At 41.6% G+C, this 19,479-nt stretch carries 17 protein-coding genes; 2 read left to right on the top strand and 15 right to left on the bottom strand.

The window, feature by feature from the left end; all coding sequences use genetic code 11:
* The first annotated feature begins 313 nt into the window (after positions 1–313).
* Both AB8E63_RS03135 and AB8E63_RS03130 read left to right on the top strand, forming a co-directional pair.
* Positions 314–1,768, top strand: a complete 1,455-nt coding sequence (locus AB8E63_RS03135) for a sucrose-6-phosphate hydrolase (protein WP_368909896.1) — start codon at positions 314–316, stop codon at positions 1,766–1,768.
* A complete protein-coding gene (locus AB8E63_RS03130; protein ID WP_049549279.1) occupies positions 1,749–2,714 on the top strand; it encodes a LacI family DNA-binding transcriptional regulator in 966 nt (321 codons plus the stop codon). The genes AB8E63_RS03135 and AB8E63_RS03130 overlap by 20 nt, the downstream gene beginning before the upstream one ends.
* Before the next feature lie 37 nt (positions 2,715–2,751).
* On the opposite strand, the gene AB8E63_RS03125 is transcribed toward AB8E63_RS03130, so the two are convergent.
* The 15 genes from AB8E63_RS03125 to rsfS all read right to left on the bottom strand — a co-directional run bounded on the left by AB8E63_RS03125 (position 2,752) and on the right by rsfS (position 19,467).
* Positions 2,752–4,026 (bottom strand): hydroxymethylglutaryl-CoA reductase, degradative, encoded by a 1,275-nt coding sequence (locus AB8E63_RS03125; protein WP_368909895.1) that lies wholly within the window; start codon positions 4,024–4,026, stop codon positions 2,752–2,754.
* Positions 4,026–5,198, bottom strand: a complete 1,173-nt coding sequence (locus tag AB8E63_RS03120) for a hydroxymethylglutaryl-CoA synthase (RefSeq protein ID WP_036759237.1) — start codon at positions 5,196–5,198, stop codon at positions 4,026–4,028. Before AB8E63_RS03120 ends, AB8E63_RS03125 begins: the two co-directional genes overlap by 1 nt.
* Positions 5,199–5,360: 162 nt before the next feature.
* A complete protein-coding gene (locus tag AB8E63_RS03115; protein ID WP_368909893.1) occupies positions 5,361–5,810 on the bottom strand; it encodes a threonine/serine exporter family protein in 450 nt (149 codons plus the stop codon).
* Position 5,811: 1 nt separating this feature from the next.
* Positions 5,812–6,570, bottom strand: coding sequence for a threonine/serine exporter family protein (locus AB8E63_RS03110; RefSeq protein WP_368909891.1), 759 nt, complete (start codon positions 6,568–6,570; stop codon positions 5,812–5,814).
* A gap of 86 nt (positions 6,571–6,656) precedes the next feature.
* Positions 6,657–8,546, bottom strand: coding sequence for a Stk1 family PASTA domain-containing Ser/Thr kinase (gene pknB, locus AB8E63_RS03105; RefSeq protein WP_368909889.1), 1,890 nt, complete (start codon positions 8,544–8,546; stop codon positions 6,657–6,659).
* Positions 8,543–9,280, bottom strand: coding sequence for a Stp1/IreP family PP2C-type Ser/Thr phosphatase (locus AB8E63_RS03100; protein ID WP_036759242.1), 738 nt, complete (start codon positions 9,278–9,280; stop codon positions 8,543–8,545). The genes pknB and AB8E63_RS03100 overlap by 4 nt, the downstream gene beginning before the upstream one ends.
* A 15-nt stretch (positions 9,281–9,295) precedes the next feature.
* Positions 9,296–10,609 (bottom strand): 16S rRNA (cytosine(967)-C(5))-methyltransferase RsmB, encoded by a 1,314-nt coding sequence (gene rsmB, locus AB8E63_RS03095; protein ID WP_368909887.1) that lies wholly within the window; start codon positions 10,607–10,609, stop codon positions 9,296–9,298.
* On the bottom strand, positions 10,602–11,537 hold the full coding sequence (gene fmt / locus AB8E63_RS03090) for a methionyl-tRNA formyltransferase (RefSeq protein WP_368909885.1): 936 nt from the start codon (positions 11,535–11,537) through the stop codon (positions 10,602–10,604). Before fmt ends, rsmB begins: the two co-directional genes overlap by 8 nt.
* Before the next feature lie 11 nt (positions 11,538–11,548).
* Complete coding sequence (locus AB8E63_RS03085; RefSeq protein ID WP_368909883.1) at positions 11,549–13,939, bottom strand: primosomal protein N'; 2,391 nt, start codon at positions 13,937–13,939, stop codon at positions 11,549–11,551.
* An 84-nt stretch (positions 13,940–14,023) separates the two neighbouring features.
* Positions 14,024–14,338, bottom strand: coding sequence for a DNA-directed RNA polymerase subunit omega (rpoZ, locus tag AB8E63_RS03080; protein WP_004251389.1), 315 nt, complete (start codon positions 14,336–14,338; stop codon positions 14,024–14,026).
* Between the two features lie 24 nt (positions 14,339–14,362).
* The gene (gmk, locus tag AB8E63_RS03075) at positions 14,363–14,989 is read right to left on the bottom strand and encodes a guanylate kinase (protein ID WP_000775049.1); all 627 of its coding nucleotides are present in this window, start codon (positions 14,987–14,989) and stop codon (positions 14,363–14,365) included.
* Positions 14,990–15,125: 136 nt separating this feature from the next.
* The gene (locus AB8E63_RS03070; protein WP_004251393.1) at positions 15,126–16,739 is read right to left on the bottom strand and encodes a ribonuclease Y; all 1,614 of its coding nucleotides are present in this window, start codon (positions 16,737–16,739) and stop codon (positions 15,126–15,128) included.
* Positions 16,740–16,956: 217 nt separating this feature from the next.
* Positions 16,957–18,054, bottom strand: a complete 1,098-nt coding sequence (locus AB8E63_RS03065) for a nucleotidyltransferase (RefSeq protein ID WP_368909881.1) — start codon at positions 18,052–18,054, stop codon at positions 16,957–16,959.
* Positions 18,055–18,063: 9 nt separating this feature from the next.
* Complete coding sequence (locus AB8E63_RS03060; RefSeq protein WP_045615564.1) at positions 18,064–18,804, bottom strand: class I SAM-dependent methyltransferase; 741 nt, start codon at positions 18,802–18,804, stop codon at positions 18,064–18,066.
* A gap of 312 nt (positions 18,805–19,116) precedes the next feature.
* Positions 19,117–19,467, bottom strand: a complete 351-nt coding sequence (rsfS, locus tag AB8E63_RS03055) for a ribosome silencing factor (RefSeq protein WP_368909879.1) — start codon at positions 19,465–19,467, stop codon at positions 19,117–19,119.
* Between the last annotated feature and the right edge of the window lie 12 nt (positions 19,468–19,479).

Here is a 19,479-nt window from a genome sequence, read left to right as displayed (position 1 = left end):
TCGCCCTACGATTATTATTTTATCATCTTTCAAAAATATGTCAAGCGTTTTGCAGAAAAAAGTTTTTGATTGCTAAAGTTTTTGATAGTTTTTGCTACTTTCTTGATAAATTTCTCTTAAAATTGCTTATTATTATGTGTTTTTGTTTGTATCTTTTCAAAAACTTTCATATTTTCATTGATTTTCATAAAAACAGGTTTCTAATTATCTATCAATCGTTTGACATTTTTTTCTTAATTTTATGATAAAAGACTTGCTTTTTTAAAAGGAAACGTTTACTATAAAGATAGTAGAATTTATGGAGGGAATATAAATGGAATGGACTACCGAGCGTCGTTATAGACGCTATGAAGATTGGACACAAGAAGAAAGAAAAGAAATCCAAGAAAAGATGGCACAATCCCCATGGCACGTCAGCTATCACATTGAGCCAAAAGAAGGACTCCTTAATGATCCAAATGGCTTTTCTTATTTTGATGGCAAATGGGTTGTTTTTTACCAAAATTTCCCCTTTGGTGCAGCTCACGGTTTGAAATCTTGGGTTCAGCTTGAAAGCGACGACTTGGTTCACTTTACTGAAACAGGTGTAAAAATATTACCTGATACTCCTCTGGATAGCCACGGTGCTTACTCTGGATCTGCTATGCAGTTTGGCGATAACTTGTTCCTATTTTATACAGGAAATGTCCGTGATAAAAACTGGATCCGTCACCCATACCAGATTGGGGCTTTGATGGGTAAGGATGGCAAGATTACGAAAATTGATAAGATCTTGATTGATCAACCTACTGACGCTACTGACCACTTCCGTGATCCACAAATTTTTAACTTTAAAGGACAATACTACGCCATCGTTGGTGGTCAGGACTTGGAGAAAAAAGGATTTGTTCGTCTCTATAAGGCTATCGATAATGATTATATAAACTGGCAAGCAGTCGGAGACCTTGAATTCAACAATGACCGCACTGCTTATATGATGGAGTGCCCAAATCTTGTCTTTGTCGGAGAACAACCTGTCCTTCTTTACTGTCCACAAGGTTTGGATAAAAAAGTTCTTGACTATGACAATATCTATCCAAATATGTATAAAATTGGTGCTTCCTTCGACCCTGAAAATGCTCGTTTGGTAGATGTGTCTGAACTACACAATCTAGACTATGGTTTCGAAGCCTATGCCACTCAGGCCTTCAATGCTCCTGATGGACGTGCCTTAGCAGTAAGTTGGCTTGGTTTACCAGATGTTTCTTATCCATCTGATCGCTTTGATCACCAAGGAACTTTCTCATTGGTCAAAGAATTAACTATTAAAGATGGAAAACTCTATCAGTATCCTGTAGCAGCCATCAAGGACCTCCGTGCTTCAAAAGAGGAATTTTCAAATCGTTCTGAAACTAAGAACACCTACGAACTTGAACTAAACTTAGAGGCTAATAGCCAAAGTGAAATCATCCTTCTTGCTGATAAAGACGGCAAGGGGCTCTCTATCAATTTCGATCTTGTCAATGGCCAAGTAACCGTTGACCGCAGTCAAGCAGGTGAGCAATATGCTCAAGAATTTGGAACTACTCGCTCATGTCCAATTGATAACCAAGCCGCTACTGTAAATATCTTCATCGATAATTCAGTCTTTGAAATTTTCATTAATAAAGGAGAAAAAGTATTTTCTGGTCGTGTCTTCCCACATGAGAACCAAAATGGAATCGTGATTAAATCTGGAAACCCAACTGGAACTTACTACGAATTAGAATATGGTCGCAAAACTAACTGATGTCGCAAAATTGGCTGGCGTCAGCCCTACTACTGTTTCACGTGTCATCAACAAAAAGGGGTATCTTTCAGAAAAAACCATTCAAAAGGTTAATGATGCTATGCGTGAGCTGGGCTATAAACCCAATAACTTAGCTCGAAGTCTTCAAGGAAAATCAGCCAAGTTAATCGGTTTGATTTTCCCTAAAATCAGCCATGTGTTCTATGCTGAATTGATTGACAAATTGGAACACGAACTCTTCAAAAAAGGTTACAAGACTATTATTTGTAATAGCGAGCACGATTCTGAAAAGGAACGTGAATACATCGAAATGTTAGAAGCCAACCAGGTGGACGGTATCATTTCGGGAAGTCACAACCTTGGGATTGAGGATTACAATCGCGTAACCGCTCCAATCATTTCATTTGACCGTAACCTATCACCAGACATACCTGTCGTTTCTTCTGATAACTATGCTGGCGGTGTCCTAGCTGCTCAGACCTTGGCTAAAACCGGAGCCAAGTCTATCATTATGATTACAGGTAATGACAACTCCAATTCACCAACTGGACTTCGTCATGCTGGTTTTGCTTCAATCTTGCCAAAGGCTCCTATTATCAATGTTTCCAGTGACTTTTCACCCCTTCGTAAGGAAATGGAAATTAAAAATATCCTGACCAAACAAAAACCAGATGCGATTTTCGCCTCTGATGATTTAACTGCTATTTTGGTTATTAAGATTGCCCAGGAGCTTGGTCTCTCTGTGCCTGAACAACTCAAAGTGATAGGCTATGACGGGACTTATTTCATTGAGAATTTCTACCCTCACCTCACTACCATTAAACAACCCTTGGAAGAGATTGCTCGCCTAACAGTTGATTTGCTCTTACAAAAAATTGAAGGTAAAGAGGTTGCTACCACTGGTTATTTCTTGCCAGTTAGTCTCTTGCCAGGTAAAAGTATTTAAACAAAAAAACTCGGACTGAATCAGTCTGAGTTTTTTCTTATGATCTAAATTTTTCCAAGAGTGTTTGGGCTTTTTCTAAATTAAAGGTTTTTTCAGCAATCAAGCTTTCTACCAGCTTAGGCACTTCAGCCTCTGTGGCTCCTGCAAGGAGGGCTAGTGACTTCGCTTGAAGTTTCATATGTCCATGCTGAATTCCTGTGCTGACAAGAGCTTTAAGAGCTGCAAAATTTTGTGCAAGACCAATTGACACGATAATTTGAGCTAATTCCTTAGCTGATGGATGACCTAGCAACTCATGGCTGAGAACTACACGAGGATTAAGACCAATTGATCCACCCTTGGTAGCAACTGGCATCGGCATAGTCATCTCTCCGATTAGCTCTTCTGTTTCCAAATCCATCGTCCAACGACTGAGACCTCGATAAGCACCATCATGACTGGCATAGGCATGCGCTCCTGCTTCGATGGCACGCCAATCATTTCCAGTAGCAATCAAAAGAGCATCGATTCCATTAAAAATTCCCTTATTGTGAGTAGCTGCTCGATACGGATCTGCTTGAGCAAACTGGCTGGCTAAAACCATTTTTTCAGCTAGTTCACGCGCTTCATCCTTCTGGCGACTCAAATAACGAAAGGCAATCCGACAAGTTGCAGTTACTAGAGAATCTGTGGCATAGTTGGATAAGATTCCCATTAAACTTTGCCCTTGACTTAGAGCCTCTAAGCTAGGTTTTAAAGCTTCAAGCATGGTATTGAGCATATTAGCTCCCATGGCTTCCTGAGTATCGACATGGAGATAAACCACTAAAAAGTCAGCCTCACCAGAAATTTTCTCAACTGTTAGCTCTCTGGCTCCACCACCACGTTTGACAATAGATGGATAGGCTTGGTTTGCTTGTTCGAGTAGCTCTGCTTTCTGACTCAAAATAGCCTGACATGCTTTATCCCTATCTGGAACCTGATAAAGAGCTACCTGACCAATCATTTGGCGTTGATGAACCTGAGCAGTAAAACCACCCGCACGTTTGATAATCTTACTAGCAAAACTAGCTGCAGCAACAACAGATGGCTCTTCGGTCACATAAGGAACGGTGTACTCTTGACCATTTACCAACACTTCTGGAACTACTGAGTAGGGTAGTGAAAAGGTCCCCACTACATTTTCACTCAGTTGGTCCGCAACTGCTATACTAAGATTTTCATTTTGCTCAAGACTGTCTTGGGCTTCCATAGAAGTAAGCGCCTGAGACTTAACGAACTCAAGGCGCTCTTGAATTGATTTTTTAGCAAATCCATTCCAATTTTTTTTCATTATTTTTCAACCTTGCTGTAGCGACGTTGGTGTTCTACAATCTCAACCAGAGCATAGTCCTGTCCTTCATAGCCTGACATGGTTGCAGAACCGGACTCATCCAAGTTTGCTTCCTCAAAGAAGATTCGTTCATAATCAGCTACGCTCAATGCTTGACGCTGGTCTAGCAATTCTAAGCGATTTTTCTGCAATTGCTGTTCATAGCCTTCAACCAATTCCACACTGAAGAACTCAGATACAGCACCACTTCCGTAGCTGTAGAGAGCTAGCTTGTCCCCTGCTTTGAGACTATCAGAATTTTCAAGAAGAGACAAGAGTCCTAAAAAGAGTGAACCTGTATAGATATTCCCAACCTTTTGGCTGTAAATAATGGACTCATCAAAGTGTTTTTGAAGTAAATCCTTTTTCTCTTGAAGTAGAGATTTATCAAGAATTTTTTTCAATCCCTTGAGAGCTAGCTTTGGATATGGCAAATGGAAACAAATAGCTTCAAAATCATTCAAGTCGCAATCATAACGCTTTTGGTACTCTTCCCAAGTCGTTTTTAAGCTATCCAAATACTGCTGTGTTGAGTAGACTCCATTTACAAATGGGGTCGTTGAATAATTTGGACGCCAAAAGTCCATGATATCACGAGTCTGCGCAACGTTATCGTTGTTGAAGACCATAACACGTGGATTTTGACTAATCAACATGGCAACACAACCTGCTCCTTGAGTTGGTTCCCCAGGAGTTTCGACACCATATTTTGCAATATCACTAGCTAGTACCAAAACTTTTGATTTAGGAGAATTTTCTACGTGTAACTTAGCATAGTGAAGGGCCGCAGTTGCACCATAGCAAGCTTCTTTGATTTCAAAACTACGAGCAAAAGGTTGAATTCCAAGTAGACCGTGTACAAAAACCGCAGCCGCCTTACTTTGATCGACTCCAGATTCTGTCGCTACGATAACCATATCAATCTCTTGCTTCTCTTCTTCAGTCAGGATAGAATTTCCTGCACTGGCAGCCAAGGTAACAATATCCTCTGTTAAAGGAGCAATACTCAATTCTTTTAAAAGGAGTCCTTTACTCAATTTTTCAGGATCAGTCCCTCGAGCTTCTGCTAAATCTTGTAATTTCAAAACGTATTGACTGGTCGCAAAACCAATCTTATCAATACCGATTGTCATATTTACCTCTATTTTTATCATTCATTGTAAAAATTCGTTCACCTCTATTTTATCATAATTGAGGTCAAATGAGCGAAAAAAGACTTGATTCCCCAAATCAAGTTCATTTCTATCGCCGTACTCATATTCTTTCAGCCACTCTACCCACGAAAAAATCGAGACTTAGCTAGCTCGATTCTTTTTGAGATAGTGATACAACTTCAGTACAACTGTCCCACTTGCCATTCCTATTGAAATAACAAGAGCCAACATCATCACCAACATTGAACTGGCAATGGCGTTTCTATAGTCGCCTGTCACAAAAAATGAAGTCGTTCGATAAGAGAGATAACCTGGTACCAGCGGAGCCAAGATGGCCAAAGCAAAGACAACTGCTGGTGTTTTGTAAATAATACTCATAATCTGGCTGATACAAGAACCAATTACAGCGGCAATAAAGGTCGCCAAAATAACATTAGTTGGCTCCTTGAGTATTAGATAGAGGAGCCAGATTGACATTCCCAAAACTCCACCAGGAATGAGCATGGATCGTTGGACGTTTAAAACGATTAAAAAAGTGATAATTGCTAGCAGACTAGCTAGAGCCTGAAATAAAAATGTTGTTACAGTCATATTAGTTCATGAGTACGAGGGCGACAGAGGTGCCTGCCCCTAAGGCAAGGGTGACAAGCAAGGATTCAAACATCTTGCTCATACCAGAGTTAATGTGATTGGTCATAATATCTCTAACAGCATTGGTCAGAGCAATTCCAGGTACAAAGGGCATAACCGCACCTGCAATGACCAAATCGGCTGTAGAAGGAAAGCCAGAATAGCGAGCCCAAAATTGTGCAATCAAGCCAAAAACAAGAGCACCTGCAAAAGCTGTCATAAAGGGAATTCGAATAAATTTTTCTACGTAAAGGGAAAAGGTGAAAGCGAATATGGTCGCTACTCCTGCACCAATGGCATCGTAGACATTCCCCCCGAACATGATAGAGAAGAAGGGAGCACTGAGGGTAGCTGCAGCGGTTAGCTGAACATTGGTGTAGGGAGATGCCTTGACATTTAATTGCTTGAGTTGAATAAAGGCTGTCTCCAAATCAAGCTGTCCTGATACAAGCTGTCGTGAAATCTGATTGACATCACACACCTTCTCAATATTATAAGCAGAGGAAGTTACTCGTTTCATTCGAGAGATATTTGTATTTTCAATGGAGAAAAAAATAGCTGCAGGCATGGCCAAAACATTACAATCCATAATGCCTTGTGAATGAGCAATTCGAATCATGGTGTCTTCGACACGATAGATTTCAGATCCATTGCGAAGCAGAATTGTTCCTGCTAACATAATGACATCAATGACTGCATTCAGTTTTTTTGATTCGTCCATGTTCTCCTCCTTTTTAAACTCCTTTTATTTTATCATAAATTTGAAGGAAAAAAAATCTTTGCCACAAAAACTGTGACAAAGATTGATTAGTTCTCACCGTTATGGTGCTCTGACTGATTATTCGATGACGGAGATGACGACGCTGTCGTAGTTTGAGGCTCTCTAATCTGTGGTGATGTCTCTCCACGATAAGGATTAGTTTGTGATGGATTTGGTGTCGTTGTAGTCGTTGTTTTAGGTTTGTAGATAGAAATTTTGATACGAGTTGTATTCAAATCTACACCTTCACCTGGTTTTGGACTTTGACTAACCACAGTATCCTCAATTGTCCCTTCTGGTGCTGTAGAGACCTCTACCACTTCAATATTCGCCTCTTTCACACCGACTATCTGAATCAAGTTATTTTTGGTAAATTCAAGGCTTGATCCAATATAACTTGGCATAGGAACGCTAGTCACCTTCTTGGCTACTGTCAAGGTAATCTCTGTCGCCTTACTGAGATCATAAGTGGTTCCTTCTGACAGGCTCTGTTTCATAACAAGCCCTGCCTCTGTTTCACTTGATTCTTCTTCTACAATCTTAATGAGATTTTCAGGAACTTTTTTCCCTTTCAACTCTGCAACGACGTCCGTAGATTTTCGTCCAATATAATTTCCAATCTTAAATGATTGCTGACCTGAAGAGATAATAAGATTAACTTTTGTTCCTTCTTTTCGTGCCGAGCCAGCATCTGGATCTGTTCGAATCACTCGGCCTACTTCTACCGTATCACTAGCTTCAGTCTTTTCCTCACCAATTTCAAAATTAGCTTTTTTAAGGTTTTCCTTAGCTTCAGCTACAGTTTGACCTGCAACTTTTGGAATCTCAACAGTAGCTGGTGTTTTCGATACAATCCAAAAGAGAGAAGCCAAAACAAGTATAAAGCTAGCTAAAAGCACCAAATATCTTGCTTTGAAACGACGTTTCTTGACTGGTTTTGGAGCAGTTTCTTTACTAGTTGCCTTTTGGATCGGCTTTTGGCTCTGAGGACTTTCTTCCTTTGGTTGCACTTTGGGAATCGCTGTTAAAGTAGACTGTGAAATTTTCGGTAAGGTTTTTGTGTCAACTTTACTTGTATCTTCAAATACCAGCTTTGGTTCATTGCGACGGTTATAAGAAAGACTGCTCAATAAGTCAACATACATCTCTGAGACAGTTTGGTAACGGTCTGTTAACTTTTTAGCTGTCGCTTTTATAACCACGTTTTCCAAGGATTGTGGCACTGATGGGTTTTCTGCAATGACAGAAGGAAGTGGTTTTTGGAAATGCTGAAGTGCGATGGTAACGGCACTATCGCCATCATAAGGAATATGACCTGTCAACATTTCAAAGAAAATAATCCCCATGGCATAAATATCACTCTGTATGGTCGCCTTTGAACCACGCGCCTGTTCAGGTGATAGATAGTGAACAGAACCTAACATAGAGTTGGTCTGTGTCAAACTTGTTTCTGCAAAGGCTACTGCAATCCCAAAGTCTGTAACTTTCGCAGTACCATCAGGAGTCAAGAGTATATTTTGAGGTTTTAAATCACGGTGAATAATCCCCTTTGCATGCGCTAAACGCATAGCCAAGAGAATTTGTCCCATGATACGAACAGCTTCCTCGTTTGATAGAGGGTAGTGTTCTTTGATATAACGTTTGAGGTCAAGCCCAGCTACATATTCCATAGCTAGATATTGTTGACCATCTTCTTCACCGATATCCGTAATTCGAACGATATGAGGATGATCTAGGTCCGCCATCGCACGTGCTTCACGCTGAAAACGTGCAACAGCGATTGGATCCGTTTGGTAGTTGGTCCTCAGGACCTTCACCGCTACCTCTTCCCCATCCAGAATCAAATCTTTGGCCAGGTAGACATCTGCCATCCCTCCACGGCCAATTTGTTTGATAATCCGATATCGTCCGGCAAATATCTTGCCGATCTGGATCATTTTGATTCCTCCTCAATCGCAATCAAGGCAACAGTAATGTTATCAAGCCCTCCGGCATTGTTTGCAAAACGTACTAAGGTTGCCGCCTTGTCTTCAAGTGAAATATCACTTGTCACGATGTCATAGATTTCACTTCCTGAAATCATATTCGTGAGACCATCACTGTTCATAACGATATAGTCACCAGGTTCCAAACTTACAATCCCTAAATCAGGTTGAATCTCATCTTTTTGTCCAATAGACTGGGTAATGATATTTTTTTGTGGATGCGCTTCAGCTTCTTCAGGTGTTAATTGACCTGCCTTGAGCAACTCATTGACTAATGAATGATCACTCGTTAATTGGTGGTACTCTTCTCCACGAACCAAGCCGATACGAGAATCACCAATATGAGCATAGATGGCTTGGTTATCAATGATTGCAAGAGCTTCTAGAGTTGTACCCATTCCTTTATATGCTTCATCACGCCCCAATTGATAAATCTTTTGATTTTCAATTTCTAGGTGTTCTGCAAACCATTCACGAACTTCATTCACGGTATCAATCTGAGTATCTACCCAGGCAACACCTAAGTCCGTAACTGCCATCTCACTGGCAATATTACCCGCTCGATGTCCTCCCATCCCGTCAGCCAAGATAATCATCGTACGACCGGCACGGTTGACAAAAAGATTGACATAGTCTTGATTATTTGTACGTTTCTGACCCACATCTGTTAATAATGAAATCTCCATTGTGTCAGTTCCTTCCTAATTGGATATCTTACGAAATTGGCTAATAAAGAATCCATCACTTCCATACAATTCAGGAGTAATGAGGATGCAGCCGTCTTTTAGGATATCCTTGCATTCGTGTTCTAGTTTAACCTGCTCGAACTCTGGATGACTTTCTAAAAATGCTTGAACCACTTGAAAGTTCTCCTCAGAGACAATAGTGCAGGTACTATAAGTTATTATACCACCTTTACGTAGCGTTTGACAAACACTACCTAATATTTCCAACTGAATTTCCTGTAATGACGCGAAATCAGCAGTTTCTTTGTTGTATTTGATATCTGGTTTCCGACGCAAAAGTCCAATCCCTGAGCAAGGGGCGTCGACTAGAATTTTATCAAATTGGTCCTTGCCAAAAAACTCATGCACTTTTCTAGCGTCCATTTTTTGTGTTTGTACACGGTCTGCTACGCCTAAACGTTCTGCATTCTCTTGAATCAAAGTGAGTTTATGGTCATAGAGATCCAAAGCCGTTACTTGACCTGTCGTCAAATAAGATGCCATATGGGCTGTCTTCCCACCTGGAGCTGCACAAGCATCCAAAATCTGCTCAGGGCCTTGTAAATCAAGAGTTGGTGCAACCAGTTGACTAGACTCGTCCTGAATAGTAATAGCACCTTCTGAAAACAAGTCATGACCAGCAAAATGCCCCTGCTCTTTGACCAAACCTGTGGCTGACAACATGGAATCACTTGCACCGAGCAATTTTTTGATTTCCTCTTTTCGACTCAAATCTGTCACACGGATACTGGCCTTATTCCTTTGTAAAAGACTTTCAAAAATCGCTTGTGCTCGCTCTTCTCCATACTCTTCCTTGAGCTTAGAAACCAACCAAACTGGAAGAGAGTAGGCGATAGAATCACGCTTGTTCTTACGTTTGATACTGGCAATATCTGGCAAACCTTCTCGCAGGATACGGCGAAGGACTGCATTGACTAGTTTTTCACTGCCTTTTTTACGAAGTTTAGCCAGTTCCACCGCTTCATTGACCACTGCATGGTCAGGAACCTTATCCAGATATTGGAGTTGGTAAGTACTCATGAGAAGAAGAACATAAAGCCAATTGTCTAGCTTGTCTCGGTCTTCGATAAAGTAAGACAGATACCATTCTAAGGTGAGTTTACGGGTTACAGTCCCATAAACAAGCTCTGTCACCAAGCCTTTGTCAGCTGCTGACAGTTGACTTCCCTTGAGGTGTTTGTTTAAGGCGATATTGGAGTAGGCTTGATTGACAAAGACATCCTCTAGCACCTTTAAGGCTAAGTTTCTAGCCGTTTCTACTTTAGTCACCAAATCGTTCTCCTACTGCCAAAGTTCGTCCCACACCGTTGAGGAAGGAAGCAATGTCCATTTTAGGTTTTCCTGCTGGTTGAACCTGCTTGAGAGACAGGGCTCCTTCTGCTGTTGCGACAATCAATTCTTTCTTACTGATGGAGAGTATCTCTCCAGGATTCCCCTGACCTTCAACCGGCATCGCTTCATAGATTTTGAAACGTTCGCCCTTTAGGAAAGTGTGGGCAACTGGCCATGGATTCATCCCACGGATTTGGTTAAAAAGTTGACGGTTGGTCTTGTTCCAGTCCAATTTTTCTTCCTCAGGTTTGATATTTGGTGAGAAAGTTACTTTGCTTGGATCTTGCGGTTGAGGCTGAATTTCACCAGCTATATAAGCAGGTAGAGTATCCAAAAGCAAATCACGCCCAACAATGGCCAATTTTTCAAACAAAGTTCCAACATTGTCCTCATCAGTAATGGGAATACTGCGACGAGAAATCATGTCCCCTGCATCCATTTCCTTGACCATTTCCATAATGGTTACTCCTGCCTCCTCATCACCTTGAATCAAGGCATAATGGATAGGAGCTCCACCACGGTGTTTGGGAAGGAGGGAGGCGTGAACGTTGACTGCAAAATCCATGCTATCAAGGAGTTTACTTGGGAGAAACTGCCCAAAAGCTGCAGTCACAATTCCGTCAGCTCCCAAATTCATGATAGCTTCCATTTCTGGACTACCTGATAATTTTTCTGGTTGGTAGATAGGTAGGCCTGCCTCTTTGGCAGCTTGTTTCACTGGGGTCTCCTGAATAACTTTTTTACGTCCAACCGCACGATCTGGCTGCGTTACAACAGCTACAATCTCGTAGCGGTCATCTGACAAAAGCCCCTTTAAAACAGTTGCTGAAAAATTGGGAGTTCCCATAAAGATTAGTTTTGTCATCTTTTCTCCTTCTATAAAAATTGTTGCGGTTCGTGGTCAATACTGAGACGAAGTTCGCTATTTTCCCGTTCTTGTGTCAAGGCCAAGACCTGGTTAAGGGTTGGACCCAGCTCATCTTCTAAACGGTATTTAATTAAAATCTGATAATGATAGAGGTTATGGGTTCGAGCGATAGGTTTTGGTGTTGGACCGAGAATTATACTAGCATCCGACAAACCTGACCGCAAAATCTCCATGACTTGATAAGCACGTCTAAGAACCTCTTCTTCTTTCTTATGAGATAAGGTGATTCCAATAGTGAAATAATAAGGTGGATAACCCAACTGACGTCTGATACCCATTTCATAGGCATAGAAACCTTCGTAGTCCTGATCCTTGGCGAACAGAATGGCATAATGCTGAGGATTATAAGACTGAATCAAGACCTGACCTGTCTTTTCAGCACGACCGGCGCGACCTGCAACCTGGGTCAAGAGTTGGAAGGTTCTCTCAGAAGAACGAAAATCAGGCAGGTTCAAGGCTGTATCCGCATTGAGAACACCAACCAAGGTCACATTTGGAAAATCCAAGCCCTTGGCAATCATCTGGGTTCCCAACAGGATATCTGCCTCCCCTTTACCAAACTGCTCAAGTAAAGCTTGGTGACTGCCCTTTTTACGAGTTGTATCCACATCCATGCGCAGAATACGTGCCTCTGGAAAGAGTTCTGTTAGCTCATCATAGGCCTTTTGAGTCCCTGTTCCATAATAACGAATGCTACGACTCTGACAGTTTGGACAGACATGTGGAATTTCCTTCGAAAAGCCACAATAATGGCAGTTCATGGTTTTGGTATCCATATGTAGCGTCAAGGAAATATCACAGTTTGGACAGGTATCCACGGTCCCACATTCCCGGCACATGACAAAGCTAGAATAACCACGACGATTGAGCATGAGAACAACCTGCTCTTTTTTATCCAGTCGATCTTGAATGGCCTCAATCAGTGGTGGTGTAAAGTTTGATGTTTCATTCTGTCCGATGTAATCACGGAAGTCAATCAGTTGAACTTCAGGAACACTTGCTAAAGGATTGGCCCGTTGAGTCAGGCGCAGATGTTGATAAACACCCTTACCAGCACGCGCACGGCTTTCTAGACTCGGTGTTGCAGAACCAAGGACTAGGGCAGCTTGATTGTACTGGGCACGTAAAAGAGCCACATCTCTAGCATGGTAACGAGGATTGCTGTCTTGCTTATAGCTAGCCTCATGCTCTTCATCGATAATGATAACACCTAGATTTTTCAAAGGTGCAAAAATAGCAGACCTAGCCCCAACAACTACCTGAGCATCTCCACGCTCCACCTTGCGCCACTCATCGTACTTTTCACCATTGGACAACCCAGAGTGGAGGATGGCGACTTTATCGCCAAACCGAGCAATAAAGCGCTCGGTCATTTGAGGTGTCAGAGAGATCTCTGGAACTAGAACAATCGCTGTTTTTCCCATATCCAAGGCACCTTGGATAATCTGCAGGTAAACCTCGGTTTTACCACTTCCTGTAATTCCTTGAAGAAGAAAGGGAGGATGTTGCTTTCCAATCGCTCCAACAACCGCCTCACAAGCTTGTTTTTGCTCTGGGTTTAACTCTAATGCTTGATTTGACTCGATTCCTTCAAAGTAGGCAGCTGAACGTTGAACTTCCTTTTGAAGAATCGTCAAAGCCCCCTGTTCCACAAAGAAGTTAACTTGTTCCCGTGAGTAATGTTCTAACAAAGTAGCCAAAGGAGTACTTTCTGGATGTGCTACTAAATAATCTCGCAGTTCCAATTTCTTCTTGGCACGGTTTGAGATTTCTAGCTTTTCTAATTTGTCAAGATTCACTTGAATCCAAGACTGTGTTTTAACCTTCTTCTGGTCTATAGCCTGATACTCTAACTTCAAAAGTCCTTTTCGAGTCAATCGCATCATCTCGGCCTGCTTTTTCAAATCAAGTGATGAAAATGCTAAGGACTCTTGCGAACCGAATAAACGCTCCTTGTCCTCCTGACTCAAGCCTTCCAGAGGATAGAGGATTTTATCATAGCTAGAATTCAAAAATCCTGGAAGCATGGCTTTTAGAATTGAAATCTTGTATGAAAAAACTGACTTACGTAGTTCTTCAGCTAGCCAGAGTTGTTCCTCCGTTAAGACAGGAGAAAAGTCCAGCACTTCAGCAATTTCTTTCAAGTCCTCATCTGCCATTTCCGATTCTTGTTCCATTCCAAGAACAATTCCCTGAATCAAGCGATTGGCCTTCCCAAAAGGCACATGAACCCGCATACCAACTTCCAGCATGTCTACAAATTCCTCAGGGACCTTATAACTGTATGGTTGGTCCGTCTGCATCAAGGGAACATCCACAATGATTTTTGCAATAGCCATATCCTCACCTCCTTCTCTACTTAAATTCTTTTAATTGATTGAGTATTCTTGCAATAGAAAAAATAAGATTGAGTCCCCCCAACCTTAAATTTTTTCACCTTCTTCTTTTTCTTTCGCGATTTGCTCTTTGATTTTCTTTTCTTCTTCTTCTCTCAATCGTCTTTCTTCTTCGATACGACGACGAACAGCTTCGCGTTTTCCTTCTGGATCTGGGTGGATGGTTACATTCCCTGATTCAATTTCTTCCAAGGCACGAAGTGTAGATTTTTCAGATTTGAATTCTTGTGTTGGAGTTGCTCCAGCTTCTAATTCGTGAGCACGTTTTGCTTCCAAGATTACGAGTGAATATTTTGATGGTACCTTGTCAAGCAAGGTATCAATAGAGGGTTTAAGCATCATTTGTTTGTACCTGTTTTCTATAGTTTATCGAATAGTTGGAGACTTTGGTAGCATATCCTGGTAGTGACCGATGACACGATCGACGCGGAAATGTTCTGCTTCAATCACACGTTTGACACGTTCTGCGGCAAGAGGAACATGATCATTGACAATAGCATAGTCATACTCACGCATCAAAGCAATTTCTTCTTTGGCTTTTTCGATACGTTGGGCGATCACTTCTGCACTATCGGTACCACGGCCTACGAGACGGTCTTGCAATTCTTCCAAATCTGGTGGTGTCAAAAAGATGAAGACCGCATCTGGAACTTTTTTCTTGACCTGAAGAGCTCCCTGCACTTCAATTTCAAGGAAGACGTCAATCCCCTTATCAAGGGTTTCATTGACATAGGTCAGAGGAGTTCCGTAGTAGTTACCTACATACTCTGCATACTCTAACATCTGTCCTTGACGAATCAATTCTTCAAATTCTTCACGCGTACGGAAGAAATAGTCAACTCCGTCTACTTCACCTGGACGTTGAGCCCGTGTTGTCATAGATACAGAATATTGGAATTGATTTTCAGAACTCTCAAAAATTTCTCGTCTAACCGTTCCTTTTCCAACTCCTGAAGGACCTGAAAAAACGATTAGTAAGCCACGGTCTGCCATGATGTCTCCTTTGGATAGTTTGTGAAATGCCTTGGAAATTCATTCAAAATTCTCTTTGTGAAGGCATTTCTGCTTACTACAATCTTTCTATCTAGTGTAACAAAAAAGCAGTAATTTTTCAACTGCTCTTTCTTATTTATTTTGCATAATCAACTGCACGAAGTTCACGAATCACGGTTACCTTGATATTTCCTGGGTAATCGAGGTTGCTTTCGATTTTCTCACGAACTTTGTGAGCTAAGATTGTGACCTTATCGTCCTTGATTTGACCTGGATTTACCATGATTCGGATTTCACGACCAGCTTGAAGGGCAAAGCTATTTTGAACTCCTTCAAAGCTATTAGCGATTTCTTCTAAATCATGGAGACGTTTGATGTAGCTTTCAAGTGATTCGCTACGAGCTCCTGGACGGGCTGCGCTCAAGGCGTCCGCTGCAGCAACGAGAACTGCAATCACACTTTCAGGTTCTACATCTCCGTGGTGACTAGCAATCGTGTTAATCACAACTGGATGCTCTTTGTACTTGCGAGCTAATTCAGTACCAATCTCAACGTGGCTACCTTCTACTTCTCGGTCAATGGCTTTACCAATATCGTGAAGGAATCCTGCACGACGGGCAAGGGCTGCATTTTCACCAAGTTCGCTAGCCATGATACCAGCTAACTTAGCCACTTCGATTGAGTGACGCAAGACATTTTGTCCGTATGAAGTACGGAACTGTAAGCGACCCATGATCTTCATCAAGTCTGGGTGAAGGTTTGGTGCACCGATTTCGTAGGCTGCAGCTTCACCATATTCACGAATTCTGTTATCAATTTCTTGACGGTTTTTCTCAACCAACTCTTCGATACGAGCTGGGTGAATTCGTCCATCCTTAAGTAAGGTTTCCATCGTCATACGGGCAATCTCACGGCGGATAGGATCGAAACCTGACAAGGTTACCACTTCTGGCGTATCATCAATGATGACATCAACCCCTGTCAAACTTTCAAAAGTACGGATGTTACGACCTTCACGACCAATGATACGACCTTTCATCGTATCATCAGGCAGATGAACTGTCGAGTTGGTAGACTCAGCTACATACTCACCAGCAATTCTCTGCATCGCTTGGGACAGGATATCCTTAGCAAGCTTATCTGAACGTTCCTTGACTTCTTGCTCCGCCTCACGAATGCGGCTAGCAATTTCCTTGGTCAAGTCTTCTTCTGTTTGAGCTAAGATAATATCTTTTGCCTCTGACTGAGTCAGACTTCCGACACGCTCTAGTTCTGCTTGCTTTTGCTTTTCAATTTCCTCTAGTTGCTCTTCACGTGCATCAAGGTTTTTTGCTCTATCAGAAATACTTTGTTCTTTTTGTTCAAGTGTTTTTTCTTTGTTCGTCAAATTATCGTCTTTACGGTCAAGGCTCGTAGCTCTCTCCGTCAAACGACTTTCGATTTGCTTGAGTTCTTGACGCTCCGACTTAAATTCAGCGTCCACTTCTTCGCGGTATTTTCTGGCTTCCTCTTTAGCCTCCAATAGTGCTTCTTTTTTAAGGGATTTGCTTTCACTCTTGGCTTCATTTAGTAATAAATCCGCTTCGCGCTCAGCTTGTCCTCGTAAATTAGTTGCTTCTTGTTCAGCATTTAAAAGCATCAACTCTGCAGCCTCTTGTGATGATTTCATCTTGACTGAGATGCTGACATATCCAATGACTAAACCAATGATGACGGCAAAAACAACTATAACAATTGTCATAATTTCCATGTTTTTACCTCAATTTATTTGTTTATCTGAATGACATGCATTCTTATACATTTTACCACAAAAAAATATTTTTAACAAACCTTAAATGGAAGTTGTTTTAGTTATTTTTAGGAGCAATATCTTCATTTTCCTTAGTAAAATAAGCTTCTTAAACCTAACTATTTTTTTAAAGAATTTTTTTGCAAAAAACAAGAAAAAAGTCCACTTCAAAGTAGACTTAGTTTGTTTCGATTCTGATTGGCACTCTGCCAAAATTTTGTTCTGCGATACTCGGGTGTCCCAGCTGATAAATTTGGTCTGCCTTTTGAGTCATAGCATCCCAGGGTTCTTTACCGATTCGGCTGACGAGATTGACCTGCTCTTTGAGAGCTTTAAGGTGTTGTCTGCCTTTTTCGGTAAAACCAAGGATGTGAATACCTTCTGGCAAGTCACTTTCTCTGACTTGCACCAAGATATAAGTCAAGAGGCGTCGCACACGCGCTTTGGTGTACCGTTTGGTGGAAACTATCTCAACCAATTCGTCAACAGTCTGGGCTGTCTTGATTGCATCCTTGATACGCACTGCCATTTCTTGATTAACCTGATAAATAGTAGTTAGGTCAGGATTTGATAAGATTTGATAGCGTAAGAGTGAAAAATAATCTTCCCAGCTCACCTTTCTAGCATTTTCAAAAAGTTCAACAGAAGGCATAAAACGCTCTAGAAAATTCTGATCTGTTTGGTGCTGACGGAGGGCTGTTGCAGATGCAAAGTCAACATCCTTGTCCACCGAATGGTATCCTGCCCCCTGACGCTTGATTGGATGAAGTTTGATATCTCTCCCAGCAACTGCCTTGGCGTAGGCAAGAGCAAGGACATGATTGGGGGTATCACCTGAAAAATCAAGGCCTGCAAATTCCTTCCACATAGCTTGGGTTTTCTGAGGATAAGAAAGAGAATCAGGTAAGTTTTCCATGAAGAATTCCATCTCTTGACCACGTTCTGCATATAAATCAGCAATTTGCTGGTAATCCAGAACTTCTTCTGTCCCAAAGGCAAGGGTCTCAATCCCCAAACGAGCCAAGATAGCCACTGCACCTTGACCAAAAAAGTCCGCCGCTTGGACACTGACTAAAAAGGGCAATTCTACAACTAAATCCGCCCCATTCTCTAGTGCCATTTGAGCCCGTGTCCACTTATCCACAATAGCAGGCTCTCCCCGCTGCATGAAATTCCCAGACATAGCAACGATTTTCAGGCCATCTGCCTGTTCCAGCAGGTACTTGTGTCCATTATGAAAAGGATTGAACTCGGCAATAATACCTGTAACGGTCATAGTAATCTCCTACTTCTGCGCGACGAAAAACCAACGGGTACTAGTCTCTGTTGGCTCCTTGTCTTCAAAGTCCGCAAAGAGTTTAAAGGACTTAAAACCAGCTTGTTCCAGCAAAATATCATAGGTCAAGACCTCATAAGTACGCTCTTCATGGACTTCATCATGACGACTAAAGGAACCGTCTGCTTCCTTGACAAAGAAAGTCAACTCATGGACGATAGAATGAGGCGCAGCATCCTCATAGGTATCCCAGAGCATGGCAAAATCTTCCGCATTTTCATGATAAGAATAACCTGGGAAAACCTCATCAGTCTGGTAGGTCGAATGCACATCAAAGATGAAAACTCCGTCTTCGTTTAGAGCATTGTAAACTTCTTTGAAGACGTCTCCCACTTCTACCTCATCTTGCATGTAGCAGATAGAGTCCGAATAACAAGTCACAAAGTCATATTTACCAGCCTTGGATAAATCCAGCATATTGCCTTCAATAAAGTCAATCTTTTGCTTGGCTGAAGCCGCTCTCTTCTCAGCAATCTTCAACATATCCGCACTCAAGTCAAGTCCAGTCACATCAAAACCAGCTTGAGAAAAGCGCACAGACTGGATGCCTGTACCACAAGCCAATTCCAAGAGTCTCTTTCTCTCCTTAGTCTTAGGTAGATGACGGAGGGAAAAGTCCGTCCACTTGTCGTATAAACTATCATCCATGACTGCATCGTAAACAGCCGCAAAGGTTTCATAAGTAGCCATAATTAAGATACAAAGAGCGTTAAAAGCAAGGAGAAAATAGGAAACTTTCTGCTGTATCGTCAGATACAAAGAAAGTTTATCTTTTTCTCGCAGCTTTTAGCTCGTGTTCAGTTTCGAGATGAACAAAACACGACGCTCTTACCTTTCAATCAATTTTTCTAAAATAAGCAAATAAAACCCAGTTGACTACAACTGAGTTCAATTGTAACGCTATAGTCTTTTCGTTTGCTTTTAGTACTAGGCAACGAATTTCAGGCATAACTAGAGTTAGGCAAAATGAGTTAACGCAGTAATAAAAGATAAAGGAAAAGACTATAAAGTTTCTGAGAGGTCTACTGACTCTGCCTCATGCCAAAGTTTTTCTAGATTATAGTGGGCACGCATTTCTTCTGAGAAGATATGCACAACAACACCACCAAGGTCTAGCAAAACCCAGCCACCAGCTGCATCTCCTTCAACATGGCTACCTTTAAAGCCTGCTTCAGCAACTTTTTCACGAATATTGTCAGCGATAGCATCCAACTGACGGCTATTCATTGAGCTAGTGATAACAAAATAGTCTGTCACACTGGTCAATTCTTGTACGTCAAGCGCGAGGATATCCTCCGCGCGTTTCTCATCAGCCGCTTTCACGACTAGTTGTAATAATTCTTTTTCGTTCATTTAATCCTCTTT

Origin of the sequence: Streptococcus sp. oral taxon 061, assembly GCF_964211575.1 — a bacterium.
GTDB lineage: Bacteria > Bacillota > Bacilli > Lactobacillales > Streptococcaceae > Streptococcus.
Note: the sequence above shows the minus strand (reverse complement) of the source record. Positions and strands in the feature narration are given on the sequence as shown.

Bases quoted from the DNA above. Each gene is read 5' to 3' on its own strand.
- AB8E63_RS03135 (WP_368909896.1), top strand. From the start codon at position 314: ATGGAATGGACTACCGAGCGTCGTTATAGACGCTATGAAGATTGGACA.
- AB8E63_RS03130 (WP_049549279.1), top strand. From the start codon at position 1,749: ATGGTCGCAAAACTAACTGATGTCGCAAAATTGGCTGGCGTCAGCCCT.
- AB8E63_RS03125 (WP_368909895.1), bottom strand. From the start codon at position 4,026: ATGAAAAAAAATTGGAATGGATTTGCTAAAAAATCAATTCAAGAGCGC.
- AB8E63_RS03120 (WP_036759237.1), bottom strand. From the start codon at position 5,198: ATGACAATCGGTATTGATAAGATTGGTTTTGCGACCAGTCAATACGTT.
- AB8E63_RS03115 (WP_368909893.1), bottom strand. From the start codon at position 5,810: ATGACTGTAACAACATTTTTATTTCAGGCTCTAGCTAGTCTGCTAGCA.
- AB8E63_RS03110 (WP_368909891.1), bottom strand. From the start codon at position 6,570: ATGGACGAATCAAAAAAACTGAATGCAGTCATTGATGTCATTATGTTA.
- pknB (WP_368909889.1), bottom strand. From the start codon at position 8,546: ATGATCCAGATCGGCAAGATATTTGCCGGACGATATCGGATTATCAAA.
- AB8E63_RS03100 (WP_036759242.1), bottom strand. From the start codon at position 9,280: ATGGAGATTTCATTATTAACAGATGTGGGTCAGAAACGTACAAATAAT.
- fmt (WP_368909885.1), bottom strand. From the start codon at position 11,537: ATGACAAAACTAATCTTTATGGGAACTCCCAATTTTTCAGCAACTGTT.
- AB8E63_RS03085 (WP_368909883.1), bottom strand. From the start codon at position 13,939: ATGGCTATTGCAAAAATCATTGTGGATGTTCCCTTGATGCAGACGGAC.
- rpoZ (WP_004251389.1), bottom strand. From the start codon at position 14,338: ATGATGCTTAAACCCTCTATTGATACCTTGCTTGACAAGGTACCATCA.
- gmk (WP_000775049.1), bottom strand. From the start codon at position 14,989: ATGGCAGACCGTGGCTTACTAATCGTTTTTTCAGGTCCTTCAGGAGTT.
- AB8E63_RS03070 (WP_004251393.1), bottom strand. From the start codon at position 16,739: ATGGAAATTATGACAATTGTTATAGTTGTTTTTGCCGTCATCATTGGT.
- AB8E63_RS03065 (WP_368909881.1), bottom strand. From the start codon at position 18,054: ATGACCGTTACAGGTATTATTGCCGAGTTCAATCCTTTTCATAATGGA.
- AB8E63_RS03060 (WP_045615564.1), bottom strand. From the start codon at position 18,804: ATGGCTACTTATGAAACCTTTGCGGCTGTTTACGATGCAGTCATGGAT.
- rsfS (WP_368909879.1), bottom strand. From the start codon at position 19,467: ATGAACGAAAAAGAATTATTACAACTAGTCGTGAAAGCGGCTGATGAG.